Origin of the sequence: Kitasatospora sp. NPDC057936 (assembly GCF_042887525.1) — a bacterium.
In the GTDB taxonomy this organism is placed as follows: domain Bacteria; phylum Actinomycetota; class Actinomycetes; order Streptomycetales; family Streptomycetaceae; genus Kitasatospora.
In genome coordinates this window covers 1-15,056 of the sequence record NZ_JBHVPD010000095.1, presented here as the reverse complement: position 1 = coordinate 15,056, position 15,056 = coordinate 1, and the positions used below count along the sequence as shown (strand labels likewise).

The 15,056-nt window shown below is 75.0% G+C and carries 19 protein-coding genes; 10 read left to right on the top strand and 9 right to left on the bottom strand.

What is annotated here, in order from left to right; translation table 11 throughout:
* The first annotated feature begins 177 nt into the window (after positions 1-177).
* Positions 178-693 carry a hypothetical protein gene (locus ACFVU9_RS35990; protein WP_387600866.1) on the top strand — a complete coding sequence of 172 codons (516 nt, stop codon included), beginning with the start codon at positions 178-180 and terminating at the stop codon, positions 691-693.
* 66 nt (positions 694-759) lie between these two features.
* Here ACFVU9_RS35990 and ACFVU9_RS35985 read toward each other — a convergent pair whose 3' ends face one another.
* The 3 genes from ACFVU9_RS35985 to ACFVU9_RS35975 are packed head-to-tail and all read right to left on the bottom strand — an operon-like array spanning position 760 to position 2,932.
* Positions 760-1,290 (bottom strand): hypothetical protein, encoded by a 531-nt coding sequence (locus tag ACFVU9_RS35985; RefSeq protein WP_387600864.1) that lies wholly within the window; start codon positions 1,288-1,290, stop codon positions 760-762.
* Positions 1,291-1,300: 10 nt separating this feature from the next.
* A complete protein-coding gene (locus ACFVU9_RS35980; protein ID WP_387600861.1) occupies positions 1,301-1,489 on the bottom strand; it encodes a hypothetical protein in 189 nt (62 codons plus the stop codon).
* Between the two features lie 6 nt (positions 1,490-1,495).
* The gene (locus ACFVU9_RS35975) at positions 1,496-2,932 is read right to left on the bottom strand and encodes an RNA-guided endonuclease InsQ/TnpB family protein (RefSeq protein ID WP_380502281.1); all 1,437 of its coding nucleotides are present in this window, start codon (positions 2,930-2,932) and stop codon (positions 1,496-1,498) included.
* A 208-nt stretch (positions 2,933-3,140) separates the two neighbouring features.
* Between ACFVU9_RS35975 and ACFVU9_RS35970 the strand changes: the two genes are divergently transcribed.
* A complete protein-coding gene (locus tag ACFVU9_RS35970; protein WP_387600858.1) occupies positions 3,141-3,368 on the top strand; it encodes a hypothetical protein in 228 nt (75 codons plus the stop codon).
* A gap of 223 nt (positions 3,369-3,591) precedes the next feature.
* Positions 3,592-4,857: an FAD-dependent monooxygenase gene (locus ACFVU9_RS35965; protein ID WP_387600855.1), complete on the top strand. Its 1,266-nt coding sequence runs from the start codon at positions 3,592-3,594 to the stop codon at positions 4,855-4,857.
* Positions 4,858-4,948: 91 nt separating this feature from the next.
* Here the strand turns inward: ACFVU9_RS35965 and ACFVU9_RS35960 are convergent, their stop codons facing one another.
* From ACFVU9_RS35960 to ACFVU9_RS35945, 4 genes are all read right to left on the bottom strand, one after another.
* Positions 4,949-5,614 carry a hypothetical protein gene (locus ACFVU9_RS35960; protein ID WP_387600853.1) on the bottom strand — a complete coding sequence of 222 codons (666 nt, stop codon included), beginning with the start codon at positions 5,612-5,614 and terminating at the stop codon, positions 4,949-4,951.
* A 52-nt stretch (positions 5,615-5,666) separates the two neighbouring features.
* Entirely contained in the window at positions 5,667-6,299 is a 633-nt protein-coding gene (locus ACFVU9_RS35955; RefSeq protein WP_380441317.1) for a cysteine hydrolase, read from the bottom strand.
* A gap of 200 nt (positions 6,300-6,499) precedes the next feature.
* Positions 6,500-7,084, bottom strand: a complete 585-nt coding sequence (locus ACFVU9_RS35950; protein WP_387600850.1) for a TetR family transcriptional regulator — start codon at positions 7,082-7,084, stop codon at positions 6,500-6,502.
* A 117-nt stretch (positions 7,085-7,201) separates the two neighbouring features.
* Positions 7,202-7,786 carry a CGNR zinc finger domain-containing protein gene (locus ACFVU9_RS35945; RefSeq protein ID WP_387600848.1) on the bottom strand — a complete coding sequence of 195 codons (585 nt, stop codon included), beginning with the start codon at positions 7,784-7,786 and terminating at the stop codon, positions 7,202-7,204.
* 58 nt (positions 7,787-7,844) lie between these two features.
* Here ACFVU9_RS35945 and ACFVU9_RS35940 point away from each other — a divergent pair, with 58 nt between their 5' ends.
* Genes ACFVU9_RS35940 through ACFVU9_RS35930 form a run of 3 tightly spaced genes read left to right on the top strand, consistent with a single transcriptional unit; the run spans position 7,845 to position 10,360 of the window.
* Complete coding sequence (locus ACFVU9_RS35940) at positions 7,845-9,353, top strand: FAD-dependent monooxygenase (protein WP_387600845.1); 1,509 nt, start codon at positions 7,845-7,847, stop codon at positions 9,351-9,353.
* 33 nt (positions 9,354-9,386) lie between these two features.
* Entirely contained in the window at positions 9,387-10,157 is a 771-nt protein-coding gene (locus ACFVU9_RS35935; protein WP_387600842.1) for a MerR family transcriptional regulator, read from the top strand.
* Entirely contained in the window at positions 10,154-10,360 is a 207-nt protein-coding gene (locus ACFVU9_RS35930; RefSeq protein ID WP_387600839.1) for a hypothetical protein, read from the top strand. Before ACFVU9_RS35935 ends, ACFVU9_RS35930 begins: the two co-directional genes overlap by 4 nt.
* 80 nt (positions 10,361-10,440) lie before the next feature.
* On the opposite strand, the gene ACFVU9_RS35925 is transcribed toward ACFVU9_RS35930, so the two are convergent.
* Positions 10,441-11,370 (bottom strand): ADP-ribosylglycohydrolase family protein, encoded by a 930-nt coding sequence (locus ACFVU9_RS35925; RefSeq protein ID WP_387600836.1) that lies wholly within the window; start codon positions 11,368-11,370, stop codon positions 10,441-10,443.
* Positions 11,371-11,438: 68 nt separating this feature from the next.
* Here ACFVU9_RS35925 and ACFVU9_RS35920 point away from each other — a divergent pair, with 68 nt between their 5' ends.
* Positions 11,439-12,197: a hypothetical protein gene (locus tag ACFVU9_RS35920; protein ID WP_387600833.1), complete on the top strand. Its 759-nt coding sequence runs from the start codon at positions 11,439-11,441 to the stop codon at positions 12,195-12,197.
* A gap of 1 nt (position 12,198) precedes the next feature.
* Here the strand turns inward: ACFVU9_RS35920 and ACFVU9_RS35915 are convergent, their stop codons facing one another.
* A complete protein-coding gene (locus ACFVU9_RS35915) occupies positions 12,199-12,726 on the bottom strand; it encodes a DUF4232 domain-containing protein (protein ID WP_387600830.1) in 528 nt (175 codons plus the stop codon).
* 233 nt (positions 12,727-12,959) lie between these two features.
* Between ACFVU9_RS35915 and ACFVU9_RS35910 the strand changes: the two genes are divergently transcribed.
* The 3 genes from ACFVU9_RS35910 (at position 12,960) to ACFVU9_RS35900 (ending at position 14,902) form a co-directional block, all read left to right on the top strand.
* Entirely contained in the window at positions 12,960-13,532 is a 573-nt protein-coding gene (locus ACFVU9_RS35910) for an RNA polymerase sigma factor (RefSeq protein ID WP_387600827.1), read from the top strand.
* Positions 13,529-14,188, top strand: a complete 660-nt coding sequence (locus ACFVU9_RS35905; RefSeq protein WP_387600824.1) for a PASTA domain-containing protein — start codon at positions 13,529-13,531, stop codon at positions 14,186-14,188. The genes ACFVU9_RS35910 and ACFVU9_RS35905 overlap by 4 nt, the downstream gene beginning before the upstream one ends.
* 90 nt (positions 14,189-14,278) lie before the next feature.
* The gene (locus ACFVU9_RS35900) at positions 14,279-14,902 is read left to right on the top strand and encodes a carbonic anhydrase (RefSeq protein ID WP_380441195.1); all 624 of its coding nucleotides are present in this window, start codon (positions 14,279-14,281) and stop codon (positions 14,900-14,902) included.
* The last annotated feature ends 154 nt before the right edge of the window (positions 14,903-15,056 follow it).

The window sequence follows — 15,056 nt, the reverse complement described above, 5'->3', positions numbered from 1 at the left end:
CAGCCCGACCGTTCGTAGACGTCCCCACCCCTTGCCCCGCAAGGGGTGCGCGCCGCGCCGCCCGGCAGGACACGCAGGGACGACGGTCGGCCGGGGGATCACCGCGTGTGGTCGACTTCCACCGGCTTCCGGGTGCTCAACCCGAAAGCACCGCCCCGGACCACCGGAGGAATACCCATGCACCGCGTCATGTCCGTCAAGCGCTCCCTCACCCTGGCCGCCGCCGCTCTGGCGCTCGGCACGACCGCAGCACTGAGCATGCCCGCCATGGCCGACAGCCAGCCCCAGGCCGGCGCCCACCGCGCGACCAGGGCGGTGCAGGTGCCGGACATGGTCTTCGACAGCACGGGCACCGCCGACCTGGGAGGCGCTCCCCAGGGGCTCGGCAACGCCTTCGGCGGCAGGGCCACGATGAAGGACGTCGACGGCAAGAACCTCGGCACCGCCTACGCCAACTGCAACAAGGACGCCACCGGCACGGCCGCGGACCAGGTGCTGTGCACGAGCATCCTCAAGTTCAGCGACGGCGCCCAGATCGCCCTCGACGCGGTCATCCCCGTCCCGAAGCCGGGAGCCGACCTCAAGGACTTCGACGCCATCGTCACCGGCGGCACCCTCCGGTACGAGGGCATCACCGGCACCGCCCGCTTCAACCCCAGCTCCGTCGGCGTCTACGAGGTCACCTTCAGCTGACCCCGCGCACCGCGCGCGAGCGCCCGCGCACCCGGGCACGGACCTCCGTGCCGGGCACGCGGGCGTTCACGCGCCGTCGGCCAACTCCGCGAGCTCGGCGGCCGATTCGGGCGTCAGGCGGTAGAAGCCCTGGAGGCTGACGGCGCGCTCCAGGCGGCCGTCGACGACGTACTTGAGGCCGCGGGTGCGGCCGCGCTGGTTGCGCCAGGTGAGGCGAGGCAGGAGGTCGCCGGGGACGGGGAGGTCGAAGCGCACGGGCGTCGCCTCGACGTGGACCACCTCGGCGCCGCAGCCGCCGGCGCCGAGCGCCCACCAGTCGTGGTGGCCGGGGTGGGAGCGCTCGCCCCAGGCCTGCGGGGCGGGCCCGCAGCAGTCGCGCCGTTCGCGGTCGACGATCCGCATGCGGCTGACCACGAACACCTCGCGCCGCTTGACGTGCACCGCGTACACCTCGTCCCCCGCGCGGGCGCCCGACCAGGCGGGCAGGGAGGAGTGGGCGCCGCTGAAGGCGGCCGGGGGCCGTTGCCCTTCGAGGCCGGCCTTGCGCAGCTCGTCGCAGGCGTAGTGGGTCCACAGCACGGTGAAGGCGTCCGACATGCGGCTCATGCTACGAACCGGGACCGACAGCGAACTCCCCGATCCGGGCGGGGGTCTGCGCGGTGCCCGTGTGGACGAAGGCGGCCATGCCCAGGGCGCGGGCCGCGTCCACGTGCCCTGGGACGACCTCCAACCGGGCGTCCTCGCCGGCGCAGCCGACGTCGACCAGGATCGCGGGGTCGCGGGGCAGGGGCCGCAAGGTCGCTCACTCATCGCCAGGGAGCTCGAACTCCTGCCGCCGCCGCGCGCCGGCGCGGGTCGTGCATGTGGCCTCGCCCGGGAAGCAGCCGGTGGACTTCGCGACCTGATGCTGGAGTGCGACTACGACGGGATGGGGGCGTACTGCCGCAGCAAACTCGCCCAGTTGACTTCCTCCCCGCCCTAAGGCACGGGGATTCCGGCCGCGTGTGCCGCGCGGGGGCTTTGCCTCCGCGCGGGTGCGCGCGGCCGGTGGTTGGCGTTTCACGGACCGGCTGGTGCCGAGGTCTCCACGCCCTGACACCGCATGCCCTGCGGCGTTGAGGATGTTCTTCGCGGCGTTCACGTCGGCGTGGTCCCGGTGTCCGCAGGCGGTGCACTCGAAGGCCGCTTGGCTCTCGCGGTTCTTCGGGTCCACGTGCTTGCAGGCGTGGCAGGTCTGCGACGTGTACGCGGGATTGACCAGCACCACAGCAGTGCCAGTGGTACGCGCCGCATTGCGCAGCGCGAGTTCGAGCAGGTGCCAGCCCTTGTCGAGGATGGCCCGGTTCAGTCCAGCCTTGGCACGGACGCCTCGGCCGGGCTGCTCAATTGTTCCTGCGGCGGAGGCGGTCATGTTCTTTACACGGAGGTCTTCCAGCACCACGACCGCGTTGTGGGTGGCCAGCTTGTTGGCGGCCTGCGCACAGAAGTCCGCACGCCGGTTGCGGACGCGGACGGTGATCGCGTTGATCTTCGCCACTACCGCCTTGCGCCGGTTGCTGCCGCGCGTGCATCGGGCAAGCTGTTGCTGCATGCGGCGCAGCCGCTTCGCCTCGCCCAGCGTCACATACGGCCGGTCGTGGAAGTCGCCTGTGCTGGTTGCCACGGCGAATTTGACGCCGCGGTCCACGCCCACGGCGGCGTTCGGCATCGCGTGCCGCTCAGGGGTCTGATTGCCGTCCTCCACCAGGAACGACACGAACCAGTGCCGCCCTTGCCGGGTAACGGTCGCCGAGCGGATCTGGCCGCCGAGCGGGCGGGACCATCGGAAGCGGACCCATCCGAGCTTCGGCAGCTTCGCCCGACCCCATTTGCGGCCGATCCGCTCCACCGTGATCCGATTCCCCACCGGGAACCGGAACGACGGCCGCCAACGGGCCTTGGAGCGCCACCGCACCCGGAACGTGCCGTGTTCCCGGCACGCCCGGTCCAGATCCCTCAACGTCTGCTGCAACACGTGCGAAGGCGCCTCCGTCAGCCACGGGAACTCCCGCTTCGCCTCCGCCAGCTCGGCAGCCTGCGGAACGTAGTCCATCCACGCCCCACGCCGCCGGTACTCCCTGCGCTGCTCCAAAGCGGTGTTCCACACCGAACGGCAGACATCACCGAATGTCTCGCACAACTCAGCCTGCCCCGAATCGAGTTCAAGACGGTACCGTCGCCCGGACAACACGAGGAACACCCCCCTTCAACAGCCGCGATCAACCTAGCGCACGTCACTGACAACGCAGAGACCTGCGCCGCTTCGCGACTCCGAGCCCAAAAATGGGCCGCCCCCAGCCAAAGCAGGGGTTGGCACCCAAGAGTTCAGATCACCTGCGGGTTCGAGCTCGCGGCGCGCGTGCCGGCCGGCGAGGTGACGGTCAACAGCCTGCACCCCGGCGACGTTCATGCCCACCAAAATGGTGCTGGAGGAGATGGGCTACTCGGTCGACAGCCTGGAGGAGAGCGTGGCCGCCGTCCACCGCCTGGTGACCGATCGGGCACTGGCGGGCGTCACCGGCCGCTACTTCGACCGCACCCGCGAGACCCGGGCCGACGCGCAGGCCTACGACCCGGCGGCCCGCGCCGAACTGTGGCGCCGCAGCCTGGAACTGGTCGGCCACCCGGGGCCGTGAGGCGGGCCACGGGCGGCGGCACCGGCCCGGCACCGCCGCCGGCCGGCGGCGGGAAGAAATTTCTGCGCCGCCCGCCGAGCGCACTAGTGCACCACCCACCCCGCGCGGCCTGCGCAGCCACCCCGCGGGCCCGACCGAGCACCCTAGTGCACTAGTGCGCTACCGCCGGAAACCCCGCAGATAGGGCTTGTTGAGTGCACTGCGTACGCCGTACATTCGAGGCATGGAGAACACCAGCGCGCACACCACGCACGCCGCGGACACCGACGGCGGCAGCACCAACGACGTCCTCATCTCCGGCGGCGGCATCGCCGGGCCCGTCCTCGCCCACTGGCTGCGCCGGGGCGGCTTCAACCCGGTCATCGTCGAGCGCGCGCCCGCCCCGCGCCCCGGCGGGCAGAACGTGGACCTGCGCGGCGCGGGGCGCACCGTCATCGAGCGGATGGGGCTCATGGAGCAGGCCCGCGCGCTCAACGTCGACCAGCGCGGGCTCGGACTCGTCGACCGCAGGGGGCGGCTGACGGCCCGGATGCCGGTCGAGCTGTTCGAGGGCGAGGGCATCGTCGCCGAGATCGAGATCCTGCGCGGCGACCTCGCCGACCTGCTGTACCGCTCCACCGCCCACGAGGTGGAGTACCTCTTCGACGACACCGTCACCGCCCTCGCCGAGGACGCGGACGGCGTCACCGTCACCTTCGAGAAGGCCGCCCCGCGCCGCTTCGCCCTGGTCATCGGCGCCGACGGGCTGCACTCGACGGTGCGCCGCCTGGCCTTCGGCGGCGACGACGGCCACTTCAGGCCGCTCGGCGGCTACAACGCCTGGTTCACCGTCCGCGACGGGATCGACCTCGACGGCTGGTTCCTCATGTACAACGCGCCCGGCGGCCTGGTCGCCGGCGCCCGCCCCGGTCGGCTGCCCGGCGAGATCAAGGCCTCGCTCAGCTTCCGTTCCGCGCCGCTGGGCCTGGACCGGCGCGACACCGCCGCCCAGCAGCGCCTGCTCGCCGAGCGCTTCGCGGGCGCCGGCTGGGAGGTGGACCGGCTGCTGGCGGGCATGGCCCGCGCCGAGGACTTCTTCTTCGACTCCTACGGCCAGATCCACCTCGACCACTACACCCGCGGGCGCGTCGCCCTGGTCGGCGACGCCGGGTACTGCCCCAGCCCGCTCACCGGCCTGGGCACCAGCCTCGCCCTGGTCGGCGCCTACCTGCTGGCGGGCGAACTCGCCGCCGCCCGCGCCGCCGGCACCGGCCACCGCGCCGCGTTCGCCCGCTACGAGGAGCTGATGCGCCCCTACGTCACCCGCTCCCAGGAACTGCCGCCCGGCGGCATGAACGGCTACGCCCCCAACAGCGCCGCGATGATCCGCCTGCGCGCCGCCTCGATGCGGATGATGGGCCGCTGGCCGATGCGCAGCATCCTGGCCGCCCAGTTCGCCAAGGCCGGCGACATCGACCTGCCCGACTACGCCCTCGCCACCGCCGCCTGATGCCGCACCGGCCGGGGACGGACGGGAGCAGCGGAGCGCCGCCGCCACGGGGGTGCGGCGGCGCTCCGGCTGCGGCGAACAGCCCGCGCGCTCAGCCCTGTTGACGAAGCAGCCAGGCCCGGGCCTCCTCGCGCTCCGCCCGCACCGCCCCCATGGACCACTCTTCCCTCGGGTCCCACACCCGGTTCGCCGCCGCTTCGAGCCTGCCGCGCACGGGCTCCGTCTTCCCGGGGTCGGACACCGCGTGGAAGGCGATACCGCTCTGCTCGGTCGTACCGAGCACGGTCACCGAGCCGTCGAGGGCGAGCATCGCGAACCCCGGCAGGCCGGGCCCGAAGCCGAGCAGGCGCTGGGGGTGGCCGAGTTCGTGCGTTCCGACGGTGACCGAGCAGCCGGCGCCCATCAGGTCCCAGCGCTCCAGCAGGCGCACGCGGCGCCACTGCTCGCGCCGGTGCCGGGACGCGGCCCGCGCGCTGAAGCGGTGGACGGGCAGGGCGAGCAGGAACTCGCGGTCGGCGCCGAACAGGCCGCAGGAGAGGGCCAGTTCGTACCAGCCCTGGTTGGCCCGCGCGACGAGGTCCGGTTCGTCGCTCTCGAAGCAGACCAGGCCCAGGTCTTGCGGCCCGGGGTCGCGGTGGAGCGCGAAACCCACCACGGACACCGGCAGGACCGGCTGCGGCACCCCGCCCTCCAGCACCTCCAGGCCCGCCCGCCGCAGCGGCGCGTCGACCGTGCGCCGCATCTCCTGCCTGCCCAACTACCGCTCCCACCCCGTCGTACGGCCTCCGGCCGAGGATAGGGCCCCGCGCTCACCAGCCGCCCGTGCCCGCGCACGCGTCCGCGAAGGCGGCGGCGTCGGTCTCGGCGCCGAAGTGGTGGATCACGTGCTCGCGGACGTGGTCCTGCTGGGCACGGGTGAAGGCCGCGCAGGCGTCGTGGACGACGTGCGCGGTGTACCCGCGGTCGTGGGCCTCGCGCAGGGTGGACTCGACGCACACGTGGGTGGCGAACCCGGCCAGGTACAGGTCGGTGACGCCGAGCCGGCGCAGGATCAGGTCGAGATCGGAGAAGCCGGCGAAGGCGCTGGCCCCGGCACGGCCGCGCACGACCGGCTCGCCGGGCCCGGGGCGGAAACCTTCGGCGAACCCGGTGCCCGCACCGCCCTCGATCCAGGTGCCCGCCGCCGGGATCGCCGCGCGCAGCCCCAGGCGGGCCGGGGTCCAGCCCGCCAGCTCCGGCGCGCCGGGCGTGAGGACGAGCGGGACGTGCACGACGGGGACACCGTGCGCACGGGCGGCGGCCAGGGCGGTGGCCGCACCGCGCACGGCGGTGTCGAGCAGGTCGCGGTCCGCCACGAGGCGGTGGAGAGCGCCGTGTTCGGGGTCGAGCCACTCGCGCTGGAACTCGATCAGGACGAGGGCGGCGTGCGGGCGCGCGGGCATGACGGTCACGGTCGGCTCCTTGCCGGAAGAAACTCCAACTGACGAGTTGGAGACTAGCGCGAAAGGGCCGCACCTCCAACCGGCCAGTTGGAAATGCGGCCCGCCGACCACCCCCGAAGGCGACGACACCCGAGGGCGAGAACCCCCGAGGGTGACAGCGCCCGAGGGCGAGAACCCCCGAGGGCAGGGAGACCCGGAGGTCAGCGCACGAGCCTGCGCACCAGGTCGACGACGGCGGCGCGACGGGCCGCCGGATCCTCCTGCGCCGTCCCGCCGAGGATCATCCGGGCCAGCTGCGGCGCCGCGAACTGCCAGCCGGCCAGCGCCACGACGGCGTACAGCAGGTCCTCGGGGCGGGGCTGCGCCCCGGACCCGCCGGCGCCGCCGAGCGCGGCGACCTTCTGCGCGTAGTACGCGGCCCGCCGCTCCTGCCCCGCGACCTCCGCGCCGGGCTCGCCGCACAGGGCCTCCCACTGCAGCAGGCGCAGCAGGTGCGGGTGGGCGAGGTGGTAGTCGAAGACGCGGCCCGCGTACTCGGGGAGGTCGACCGGGTGTCCGTCGTCCTCCGCCATCGGCACGGCGGCGGCGAGCTGCTCCAGTTCGCGCTGGACCGCGGCGTCGAAGAGCTGCCGCTTGCCGCCGAAGTAGGGGTAGATGCGCTCCTTGTTGACGCCGGCCGCGGCGGCGATGCGGTCGATGCGCGCGCCCTCGGGGCCGTGTGCGGCGAACTCGTCCACGGCGGCGTCGAGCAGCAGCCTCTTGGTCTTCGCGGTGTCCCATCCCATGGGGCCAGCATACGAAGCGTCCAACCGGCCGGTTGGACGCACGGTCCGCCGGCCGCCCACCGTCCCCGGCCCCCGAAGGGCGCCCGCCGCCCGCCGTCAGCCGCCCGCCGTCAGCCGTCAGCCGTCCGAGCGCCGCGTGCGGTGGGCGGCCACGCGCACCCGGGTCGCGCAGCGCGGGCTGCAGAAGCGGCGGGGGGTGCGGCGGCCGGTGTCGATGAAGTAGCGGCCGCAGCCGTCGGCGGCGCAGCGGCCCCAGGCGCAGCGGCCGCGTTCGGTGAGCCACAGGCCGAGGGCGAGGGCGCCGGTGGACAGCAGCCAGTGGGTGGGGCCGGCGTCGGGGGGTGCCTGGGTGTGCAGGGCCCAGGGGCGGCCGGGCAGGCGCACGAGGCGGGGGCGGGGCGGGTGGCGGTCGAGGAGGGCGTTGATGGCGTCGGCGGCGGCGTCCTGGTCGTCGAGGTCGAGGATGCGGGTCAGGTGGGCGGTGGCGGTGCGCAGGCCGCGGGCGTCGGCGTCGGCGTCGGCGTCGGTGCGGATGAGCTCGGGGCCGGCGTGGCGGGCGAGCAGGGCCCGGAGGTCGGCGGCGGGCAGGTCGGGGTCGTCGCGGACGGCGTTGGCGAGGTCGGTGAGGAAGTACAGGCCGCGGGGGCGGTCGTCCCGGGGGTCACCGGGGGCCTCGGGGTTATTCGCTTGATCGTTCTCCACGTCACGATGGTAACGTCAAAACAACAGGTTAAGCGTTACGAAAGATGGAGGGCCCCGCATGCGCATCCCCGAGACGACGCCCGTCCTGGTGGTCGGCGGGGGCCCGGTCGGGCTGGCCCTGTCGCTGCTGCTGTCCGGGTACGGCGTGGAGCACCTGCTCGTCGAGGCCCACCCGGGCACCTCGCTGCACCCCAAGGCCCGTGGCGTGTCGGCCCGTTCGATGGAGGTCCTGCGGCGTCTGGGTCTGGAGGAGGAGGTGCGCCGGGCCGGGCTGCCGTCCTCGCACGTGTACTTCTACCGCGGCCGCGACCTCGTCGACCCGGACTTCGTGCGCACCGGCCTCGCCCCCGCCGCCGGCGAGGGCGCCGAGCGCACCCCCTCCCCCGGGCTGCTGTGCCCGCAGGACGTGCTGGAGGCGATCCTGGCCCGCCGCGCCCGCCAACTCGCCCCCGGCTCCGTCCACTTCGCCACCCGCCTGGTGTCGTTCACCCAGGACGGCGACGGCGTGGACGCACTCCTGGAGGACCGCGACAGCGGGGAACGCCGCACCGTGCGGGCGCAGTGGCTGATCGGCTGCGACGGCGCCTCCAGCCCGGTGCGCACCGGGGCCGGGATCGCCATGGAGGGGCTCACGGGCCTGGGCCACTTCCTGAGCGTGCGCTTCGAGGCGCCGCTGGGGCCGGTGGTCGCCGACCGGGCCAGCGCCTCCTACTTCCTCACCGCCCCCGGCCGCGGCGGCTTCCTGGCCGTCGACAACGACCGGCAGTGGATCTACCAGCACCCGTACGACCCCGCCGAGGACGACGTTGCCGCCCTGCGCGCGGACCACCACCGCCTGGCCCGACTGGTGCGCGACGCGGCCGGGTTGGCGGACCTGCCGGTCACCGTCCGCGACACCACGACCTGGCGCTGCGACGCCCGCACCGCCACCGCCTACCGCCGCTCGCGCGTCCTGCTGGCGGGCGACGCCGCCCACGTGATGCCGCCCACCGGCGGGCACGGCATGAACACCGGCATCGGCGACGCGGACAACCTCGCCTGGAAGCTCGCCGCCGTCCTGGACGGCACGGCCGGCCGGGCGCTGCTGGACACCTACCAGGACGAGCGCCGCCCCGTCGCCCTCGCCGTCACCGAGCTGTCGCTCGCCAACTCCCGCGCCCGCACCAGCTACCGCATCGACGACGAACTGCTCCTCACCGCCGCCTACCGCTCCACCGCCGTCGCCGGGAGCCGGACGCGCCCGCCCGTGGACCCCGAGCGCGCCCACCCCGACGGCGGCCCCGGCGCCCGCCTGCCCCACCGCCCCCTGCCCGACGGCCGCTCCACCCTCGACCTCGTCGGCCCCGGCTTCACCCTCCTCACCCCGCACCCGGACGGCGCCCGCCGGCGCCAGGCCGCGGCCGCCACCGCCGCCGGCCTGCCCGTCACCGTCCGCACCGCACCCCTCGACCACACCGTCCTCGTGCGCCCCGACGGCCACATCGCCTGGCAGGCACCGAGGACCCCCGCCGACGACACCCACCTGCTCACCGTCCTGCGCGCAATCCTGTCGGCACCGCGGGCTTGAACCTCACCCGACGTCAGGAGGCATCGTTACGCCATGACCTCCGAACAGACGTGGAAGGTCGGCCCACTCGCCGAAGCGAGCGGGCTGACCGTGCGCACCCTGCACCACTGGGACCACATCGGCCTCCTCAGCCCCTCCCGCCGCACCCCCTCCGGACACCGCGAGTACACCGAACAGGACGTGGTGCGCCTCTACCTCGTCCTGGCGCTGCGCCGCCTCGGCCTCGGCCTGGAGACCATCGCCACCTGCCTGGACGCCGGCATCGACCCGCTGCGCCTGGTCGGCGAACACCTCGTCGGCATCGACGCCGCCCTCGCCTCCCTGACCGCGCTGCGCGAGCGCCTGGCCCACATCCACGGCGAACTCGCCGCCGAACGCACCCCCGACACCGCCGCCCTCATCCGCGTCCTGCAGGCCATGCGCGGCGTCGGCACCCCCGGCACCGAACCCGCGCTGCGCCGCCACCTCGACGACGACCAGATCGACGCCCTGCGCGACCACGCCGCCGCGCTCGGCCCCGCCGCCCACTACTACCTCGACATCGAGTGGCCCCAGCTCTACCGGCGCGCCGAGGCCCTGCGCCGGGCCGGCGCCGACCCGGCCGGCCAGGAGGTCCAGCGCGTCGTGCGGCGCATCGACGAACTGGGCGCCCTGTTCTCCGGCGGCGACCGCGCCCTGTCCGGCGCCGTGCGCGGCGCCTGGCGCGAGGACCCGGCCGCCGTCTCCGGCCAGAGCGACGCCCCCGCCGACCAGTGGCGCGACCTCGCCGACTTCCTCGACCTCGCCCGCCGGGGTGACGCATGAGCGCCATGCCCAGGCGCGTGCGGGTGCGCGTCGCCGTGATCTCCGTGCTGCCGGTGCTGTTCCCGGCACTGCTGCTCCTGACCATCCTGGCGATGGCCCACGTGGTGCCCTGGCCGGTGGTCCCCGCGGTGGCGCTGGCCCTGGTCGTCCAGGCCCTGGTCACCTACATACGCCTGGGCCGCTCCGACGGGCCCGGGAACTGACCCCGGGCGGGACGGCCGCCCGCCCCGGCCACAGGGGAGCCGGGGACCCGACCATCCCGCCCGGGCATCAGAACCGGGCGTCAGCCCTGCGCCGTCCACTCCGGCAGCGCCTCGCGCCGCTGGAGCCACAGCGGGTCGGCGCCGGAGAGGCCGGTGCGGGCGGCGACCGTGCCGGCGGTGATGGCGCAGGTCGTGTCGACGTCGCCGAGACCCTCGGCCGTGCTCCACAGGGCGTCGGTGAGGCTGTCGAGGTTCATGGCGGCCGACCACAGGGCGAAGGGGACGGTGTCGGCGGCGCTGACGCGCTGCCCGTTGCCGAGCAGGTCGGCGGCGCGCCACGGCCGGGCGTCGGGGCGCACCGCGCAGGCCAGGGCCAGGGTGTTGCGGACCTCGCCCGCGGGGGTGTGCCGCAGGACCTGCTTGAGGAACTCCTCGCCGTCCGGGGCCGGGCCGCCGCGCGAGGCGGCGGCCAGCGAGGCGGCGACGGCCACCGCGACCGCCCCGGCCACGCCCTCGGGGTGGGCGTGGGTGACCTCGGCCGACAGCGCCGCCTGCCGGGCGGCCTCCTCGGCGTCGCCGGCGAACCACGCGCCCAGCGGCGCGACCCGCATCGCGGCGCCGTTGCCGAAGCTGCCCTGGCCGTCGAAGAGTTCGCGCGTGCGGGTGCGCCAGGAGGACGGGTCGCCGGCGAGGGCGGGCAGCAGGCGGTGCATGCCGGCGCCGTAGCCGCGGTAGGCGTCGGCGAGGTAGGTGGCGCCGAAGGCGGCGGCGAGGGCGTCCTGGTCGACGGTGCCGTGCACGGTCAGGACCCGGTGGACGGACAGGGCCATCGCGGTGTCGTCCGTCCAGTGCCAGGGCGACTCCTCGGGCGTGCGGCGCGCGCGGATGTCCCGGTAGGCCTCGGGGGCGGTGCGGAACAGCGGGAACCAGCGCTCCCCGAACGCATCCCCGAGGGCGAGCCCCTCCAGCGCGTCACGGGCGGCCACGGGCACGGGCGGACGAGTCGTCATGTCCCCATCCTCCCTTGGCCCGGCGAATCCGGTGGCACCTCAGGCCGCCGGGGGGCGAGACTGCCGCGATGACCGCCCCCTCCCCCGCCCCCGACCCGCGCTCGTGGGGCGTCGCCCCGGACTACGCGGGCATACAGGCCCTGATCTGCGACCTGGTGGTGCCCGACGGCGCGCCGATGCACGTCGCGAGCGCGCTGGAGACCGCCCGCGAGCTGATCCGGCACTCCTACCACCGCTACGAGTTCGCCACCGTCGCCGTCACGCACGGCCTGCTCGCCCTGGACCACGTCCTCGCCGAACACCCGGGGGCCGACGAGCCGTTGCGGGTCCGGGTCCAACGGGCCGTCGCCGCGGAGCTTTTGCCCGCCCCGCTCGCCGCCGAACTCCGGTGCGCCGTACGGCTGCGCGAGCAACTCGCGCAGGGCGCCGTGACAAGCGGCGCCATCGGCCCCGAGCGGGCCGTCGCCCTGGTGCGCGCCGTCTTCGACGCCGTCCGCCTGCTCCAGCGCCCCGCACCGCCGCCGCCCGTGCAGCGGCTCGACCGGCTGTGGGAGGCGCACCTGGAGACGCCGTTTCCCGAGAGCTTCCGCGGCGTGGACGTCGACGGCGTGGACCTGGTCCTCCTCGACGCGAACGTCGCCGGGCTCGTCCTTCGGGAGCTGAACGGCGGCCTCGACGGCGACGGCACCGCCGTGCTGTGGGCGTGCATCGCCGACCTCGACGCGATCGTGCCCCGGCTCAACGAGGAGTACTGCGCCGCCTATTACCGGCGGCTGCGCACGGTGGCCGCCCTCGCCGCGGGCCGTCATCTGCCCGCCGCCACCTGACCTACCGGGTGACGGGCGGGCTCATGCGGACCTCCTGGCCGCAGACGGTGGCCTCGGCCGGCCTGCCGCTGCGGTCCGTCACCGGGACCCGGACGGCGGTCGCCTCGCCCGGGGCGGCAACCGTGGCGGTGGCGGTGGTGACCTGCGGGGTGCAGGCGCCGCCGGGGCCCTTGCCGTCGGGCCCGGGCCAGCGCAGCGCGAACACCGCCTTCCCGCCCGCGCCGAGCGTCACCGCGGCCGGGCCGCCCTCGCCGCTCCCCCGGGCCTGCGGGCCCTTGCCCCGGTGGAACTCCAGCTTCGGGTAGCCGGCCAGGGTGCAGGGCCGGGTGCCGGAGTTGACGGCGGCGAGCTCGGCGTCGGCCGGATCCGGCGCGGTCGCGCCCTCGGCGGTGAGCAGGGTGAGCGTCCACGTCAGGTCCGCGGCACGGCAGTTCGCCGTCCCGGCGGCGGACACGGCGGCCGTCGTGCCGGCGCCGCAGGACGTCAGCAGCGCGGACACGGCCACCATCGGCAGCAAGCGCGGGCGCATCGGATCCCCCGGATCGTCGGGACGGGCGACGGGCCGTCACCGCCCGACCGTCGTCGGGGACGAAGACACCGCACGGGGCCCACCGGTTGCCCCCGTCCCCGGCACAGCCGACGGGATGTGAGCTGCGCCACATTCGCCCTATGCCGTGCAGCAGAAGACGCCCCGGCGCAGTCATGACGCAATGCCAGGACAACGGCCAACGGCCAACGGCCAACGGAGAACGGGGGCGACGGGTGAGGCTGCGCAGGGCCGCTCCCGGGATCGGCTTCGCCGCTTTCGTGGAGCAGCGGTCGGGGGCGCTGTTCCGCACGGCGTACGTGCTGACGGGCGACGCGCACGCGGCGGAGGACCTGGTGCAGGAGACGCTGGAGCGGGCGTGCCGGCACTGGCGGAAGGTGGCCGCCTCGGACGCGCCGGAGGCGTACGTGCGGCGGATCCTGGTCAACCTGGCCAACGACCGCCACCGGCGCCTGAACCGCCCGGGCCAGCGCACCGCGCCGCTGGCGCCGTCCGGGTACGGGGAGCCGGCCGATCCGCGCGACGCCTACCGGTCGGTGGAGCTGCGCGAGGAGCTCGTCGCGGCGCTGCACACGCTGCCGATGGGGATGCGCACGGTGGTGGTCCTGTACTACCTGCACGACCTGGGCGACCGGGAGATCGCGCAGGCGCTGGACATCTCGCCGGGTTCGGTGCGCTCCCAGCTCTCGCGCGGGCTGGCCCGGCTGCGCGAGGTCCTGCCCCGCCAGGAGGACCCGCCCCTCTCCTCGCAGCCCGTTGCCTCGACTTCGCGTGAAGGTGCCCCATGACCCGACTGCCGCCCCCCGATCCCGAGTTCGAGACGGAGCTGCTCGCCGCCATGACCGATTTCGCCGACCGCGTGCCCGTCCCCGCCGTCGACGCCGCCGCCATCGTGCGGCGCACCGCGCGCCGGCGCACCGCCGTGGGCGGGGCGGTGGCCGTCGCGGTGGCGGCCGGTGTCGTGGCGGGCGGGCTGCTGCTCGCCTCCCCGTCTGCGCCGGGCGCCGGGGGGCGCCCGGCGGCTCAGGCCCCGGCCGCCTCCCCCGCCACATCGCCCACGCCCACGCCCTCGTCCCCGCCCGCGACCGCTCCGGCGGCACCGAGGCCGCTGTTTCCGGGCCCCTACCTTCCGGGCCCCTACCTTCCGGGCCCCGCCGCCCCGTCCGACGGCATCCCCTATCTCGTCTCGCCGCTCGCCAGGCCGCCCGAGTCCATGCCCACCAGGCAGGGCCCGCCGGTGACGGTCCCCTCCCTCGCAGGCTTCACCCGGGAGGCGGCCATGGAGGTGCTGCGGGAGGCCGACCTGCCCGGGGAGGTCCAGGAGGTGGCGGACGCGAGCGTGCCCGCCGGGAGGGTCGTGTCCACCGGGCCGTCCGCCGGCGCCGCGCTCCCGGCCGGCTCGACGGTGCGCCTGCTCGTCTCCACGGGCCCGCCGGCGGGCTGACCGGGGCCGACCCGCGAGCCCGCCGGGGGGCCGACCTGCGCCGCAGCCCCCGCCCTGCGGGTGCGGGCGGGGGCGATCTAGGGTGCTGGCATGATCTCCTCCCCGATATCCGGCCCCCGCCACGCCCTGCAGACGCTGCTGGAGGGCAACGCCCGGTTCGTCGCCGGCTCCCCCGAGCACCCCAACCAGGACGCCGGGCGCCGGGCCGCGCTCGCCCCGGCGCAGCGCCCGTTCGCGGTGCTGTTCGGCTGCTCGGACTCCCGCCTGGCGGCCGAGATCATCTTCGACCAGGGTCTGGGCGACCTGTTCGTGGTGCGCACGGCGGGGCACGTGGCGGGTCCCGAGGTGCTGGGCAGCATCGAGTACGGGGTGAGCGTGCTGGACTGCCCGCTGGTGATCGTGCTGGGCCACGACTCGTGCGGCGCGGTGGCGGCGGCCCTGGACGCGGTGGACGAGGGCCGGCTGCCGGGCGGTTTCGTGCGCGACGTGGTGGAGCGGGTGACGTCGAGCGTGGTGTCGGCCAGGGCGGCGGGCATCGAGGACCCGGACGCGATCGTCGACGAGCACATCCGTCAGAGCGTGGACCTGCTGCTGGAGCGCTCGCAGGTGCTGGCGGCGAAGGTCGCCGAGGGCAGCGTGGGCGTGGTGGGCCTGTCCTACCGCCTGACCGACGGCCAGGCCCGCATGGTCGCCACCCACGGCGACATCCTCTAGAAGGCTGATGAAGATCTTGGGTTCTGGCCCCACCGCGCAAGCGGTGGGGCCAGACTCGTTTCTGTGGCGATGGGGGAATGGGCCGGGGAGACGGTCGGGCCGGACGTGTGGGAGACGTGCCGGGAGCTGATCCCGGCGGGGAGCGTGTTCGCGT

Excerpts from the sequence above, each read along its gene's own strand:
- ACFVU9_RS35990 (WP_387600866.1), top strand. The coding sequence starts at position 178 with ATGCACCGCGTCATGTCCGTCAAGCGCTCCCTCACCCTGGCCGCCGCC.
- ACFVU9_RS35985 (WP_387600864.1), bottom strand. The coding sequence starts at position 1,290 with ATGTCGGACGCCTTCACCGTGCTGTGGACCCACTACGCCTGCGACGAG.
- ACFVU9_RS35970 (WP_387600858.1), top strand. The coding sequence starts at position 3,141 with ATGCCCACCAAAATGGTGCTGGAGGAGATGGGCTACTCGGTCGACAGC.
- ACFVU9_RS35965 (WP_387600855.1), top strand. The coding sequence starts at position 3,592 with ATGGAGAACACCAGCGCGCACACCACGCACGCCGCGGACACCGACGGC.
- ACFVU9_RS35955 (WP_380441317.1), bottom strand. The coding sequence starts at position 6,299 with ATGCCCGCGCGCCCGCACGCCGCCCTCGTCCTGATCGAGTTCCAGCGC.
- ACFVU9_RS35950 (WP_387600850.1), bottom strand. The coding sequence starts at position 7,084 with ATGGGATGGGACACCGCGAAGACCAAGAGGCTGCTGCTCGACGCCGCC.
- ACFVU9_RS35940 (WP_387600845.1), top strand. The coding sequence starts at position 7,845 with ATGCGCATCCCCGAGACGACGCCCGTCCTGGTGGTCGGCGGGGGCCCG.
- ACFVU9_RS35935 (WP_387600842.1), top strand. The coding sequence starts at position 9,387 with ATGACCTCCGAACAGACGTGGAAGGTCGGCCCACTCGCCGAAGCGAGC.
- ACFVU9_RS35930 (WP_387600839.1), top strand. The coding sequence starts at position 10,154 with ATGAGCGCCATGCCCAGGCGCGTGCGGGTGCGCGTCGCCGTGATCTCC.
- ACFVU9_RS35925 (WP_387600836.1), bottom strand. The coding sequence starts at position 11,370 with ATGACGACTCGTCCGCCCGTGCCCGTGGCCGCCCGTGACGCGCTGGAG.
- ACFVU9_RS35920 (WP_387600833.1), top strand. The coding sequence starts at position 11,439 with ATGACCGCCCCCTCCCCCGCCCCCGACCCGCGCTCGTGGGGCGTCGCC.
- ACFVU9_RS35915 (WP_387600830.1), bottom strand. The coding sequence starts at position 12,726 with ATGCGCCCGCGCTTGCTGCCGATGGTGGCCGTGTCCGCGCTGCTGACG.
- ACFVU9_RS35905 (WP_387600824.1), top strand. The coding sequence starts at position 13,529 with ATGACCCGACTGCCGCCCCCCGATCCCGAGTTCGAGACGGAGCTGCTC.
- ACFVU9_RS35900 (WP_380441195.1), top strand. The coding sequence starts at position 14,279 with ATGATCTCCTCCCCGATATCCGGCCCCCGCCACGCCCTGCAGACGCTG.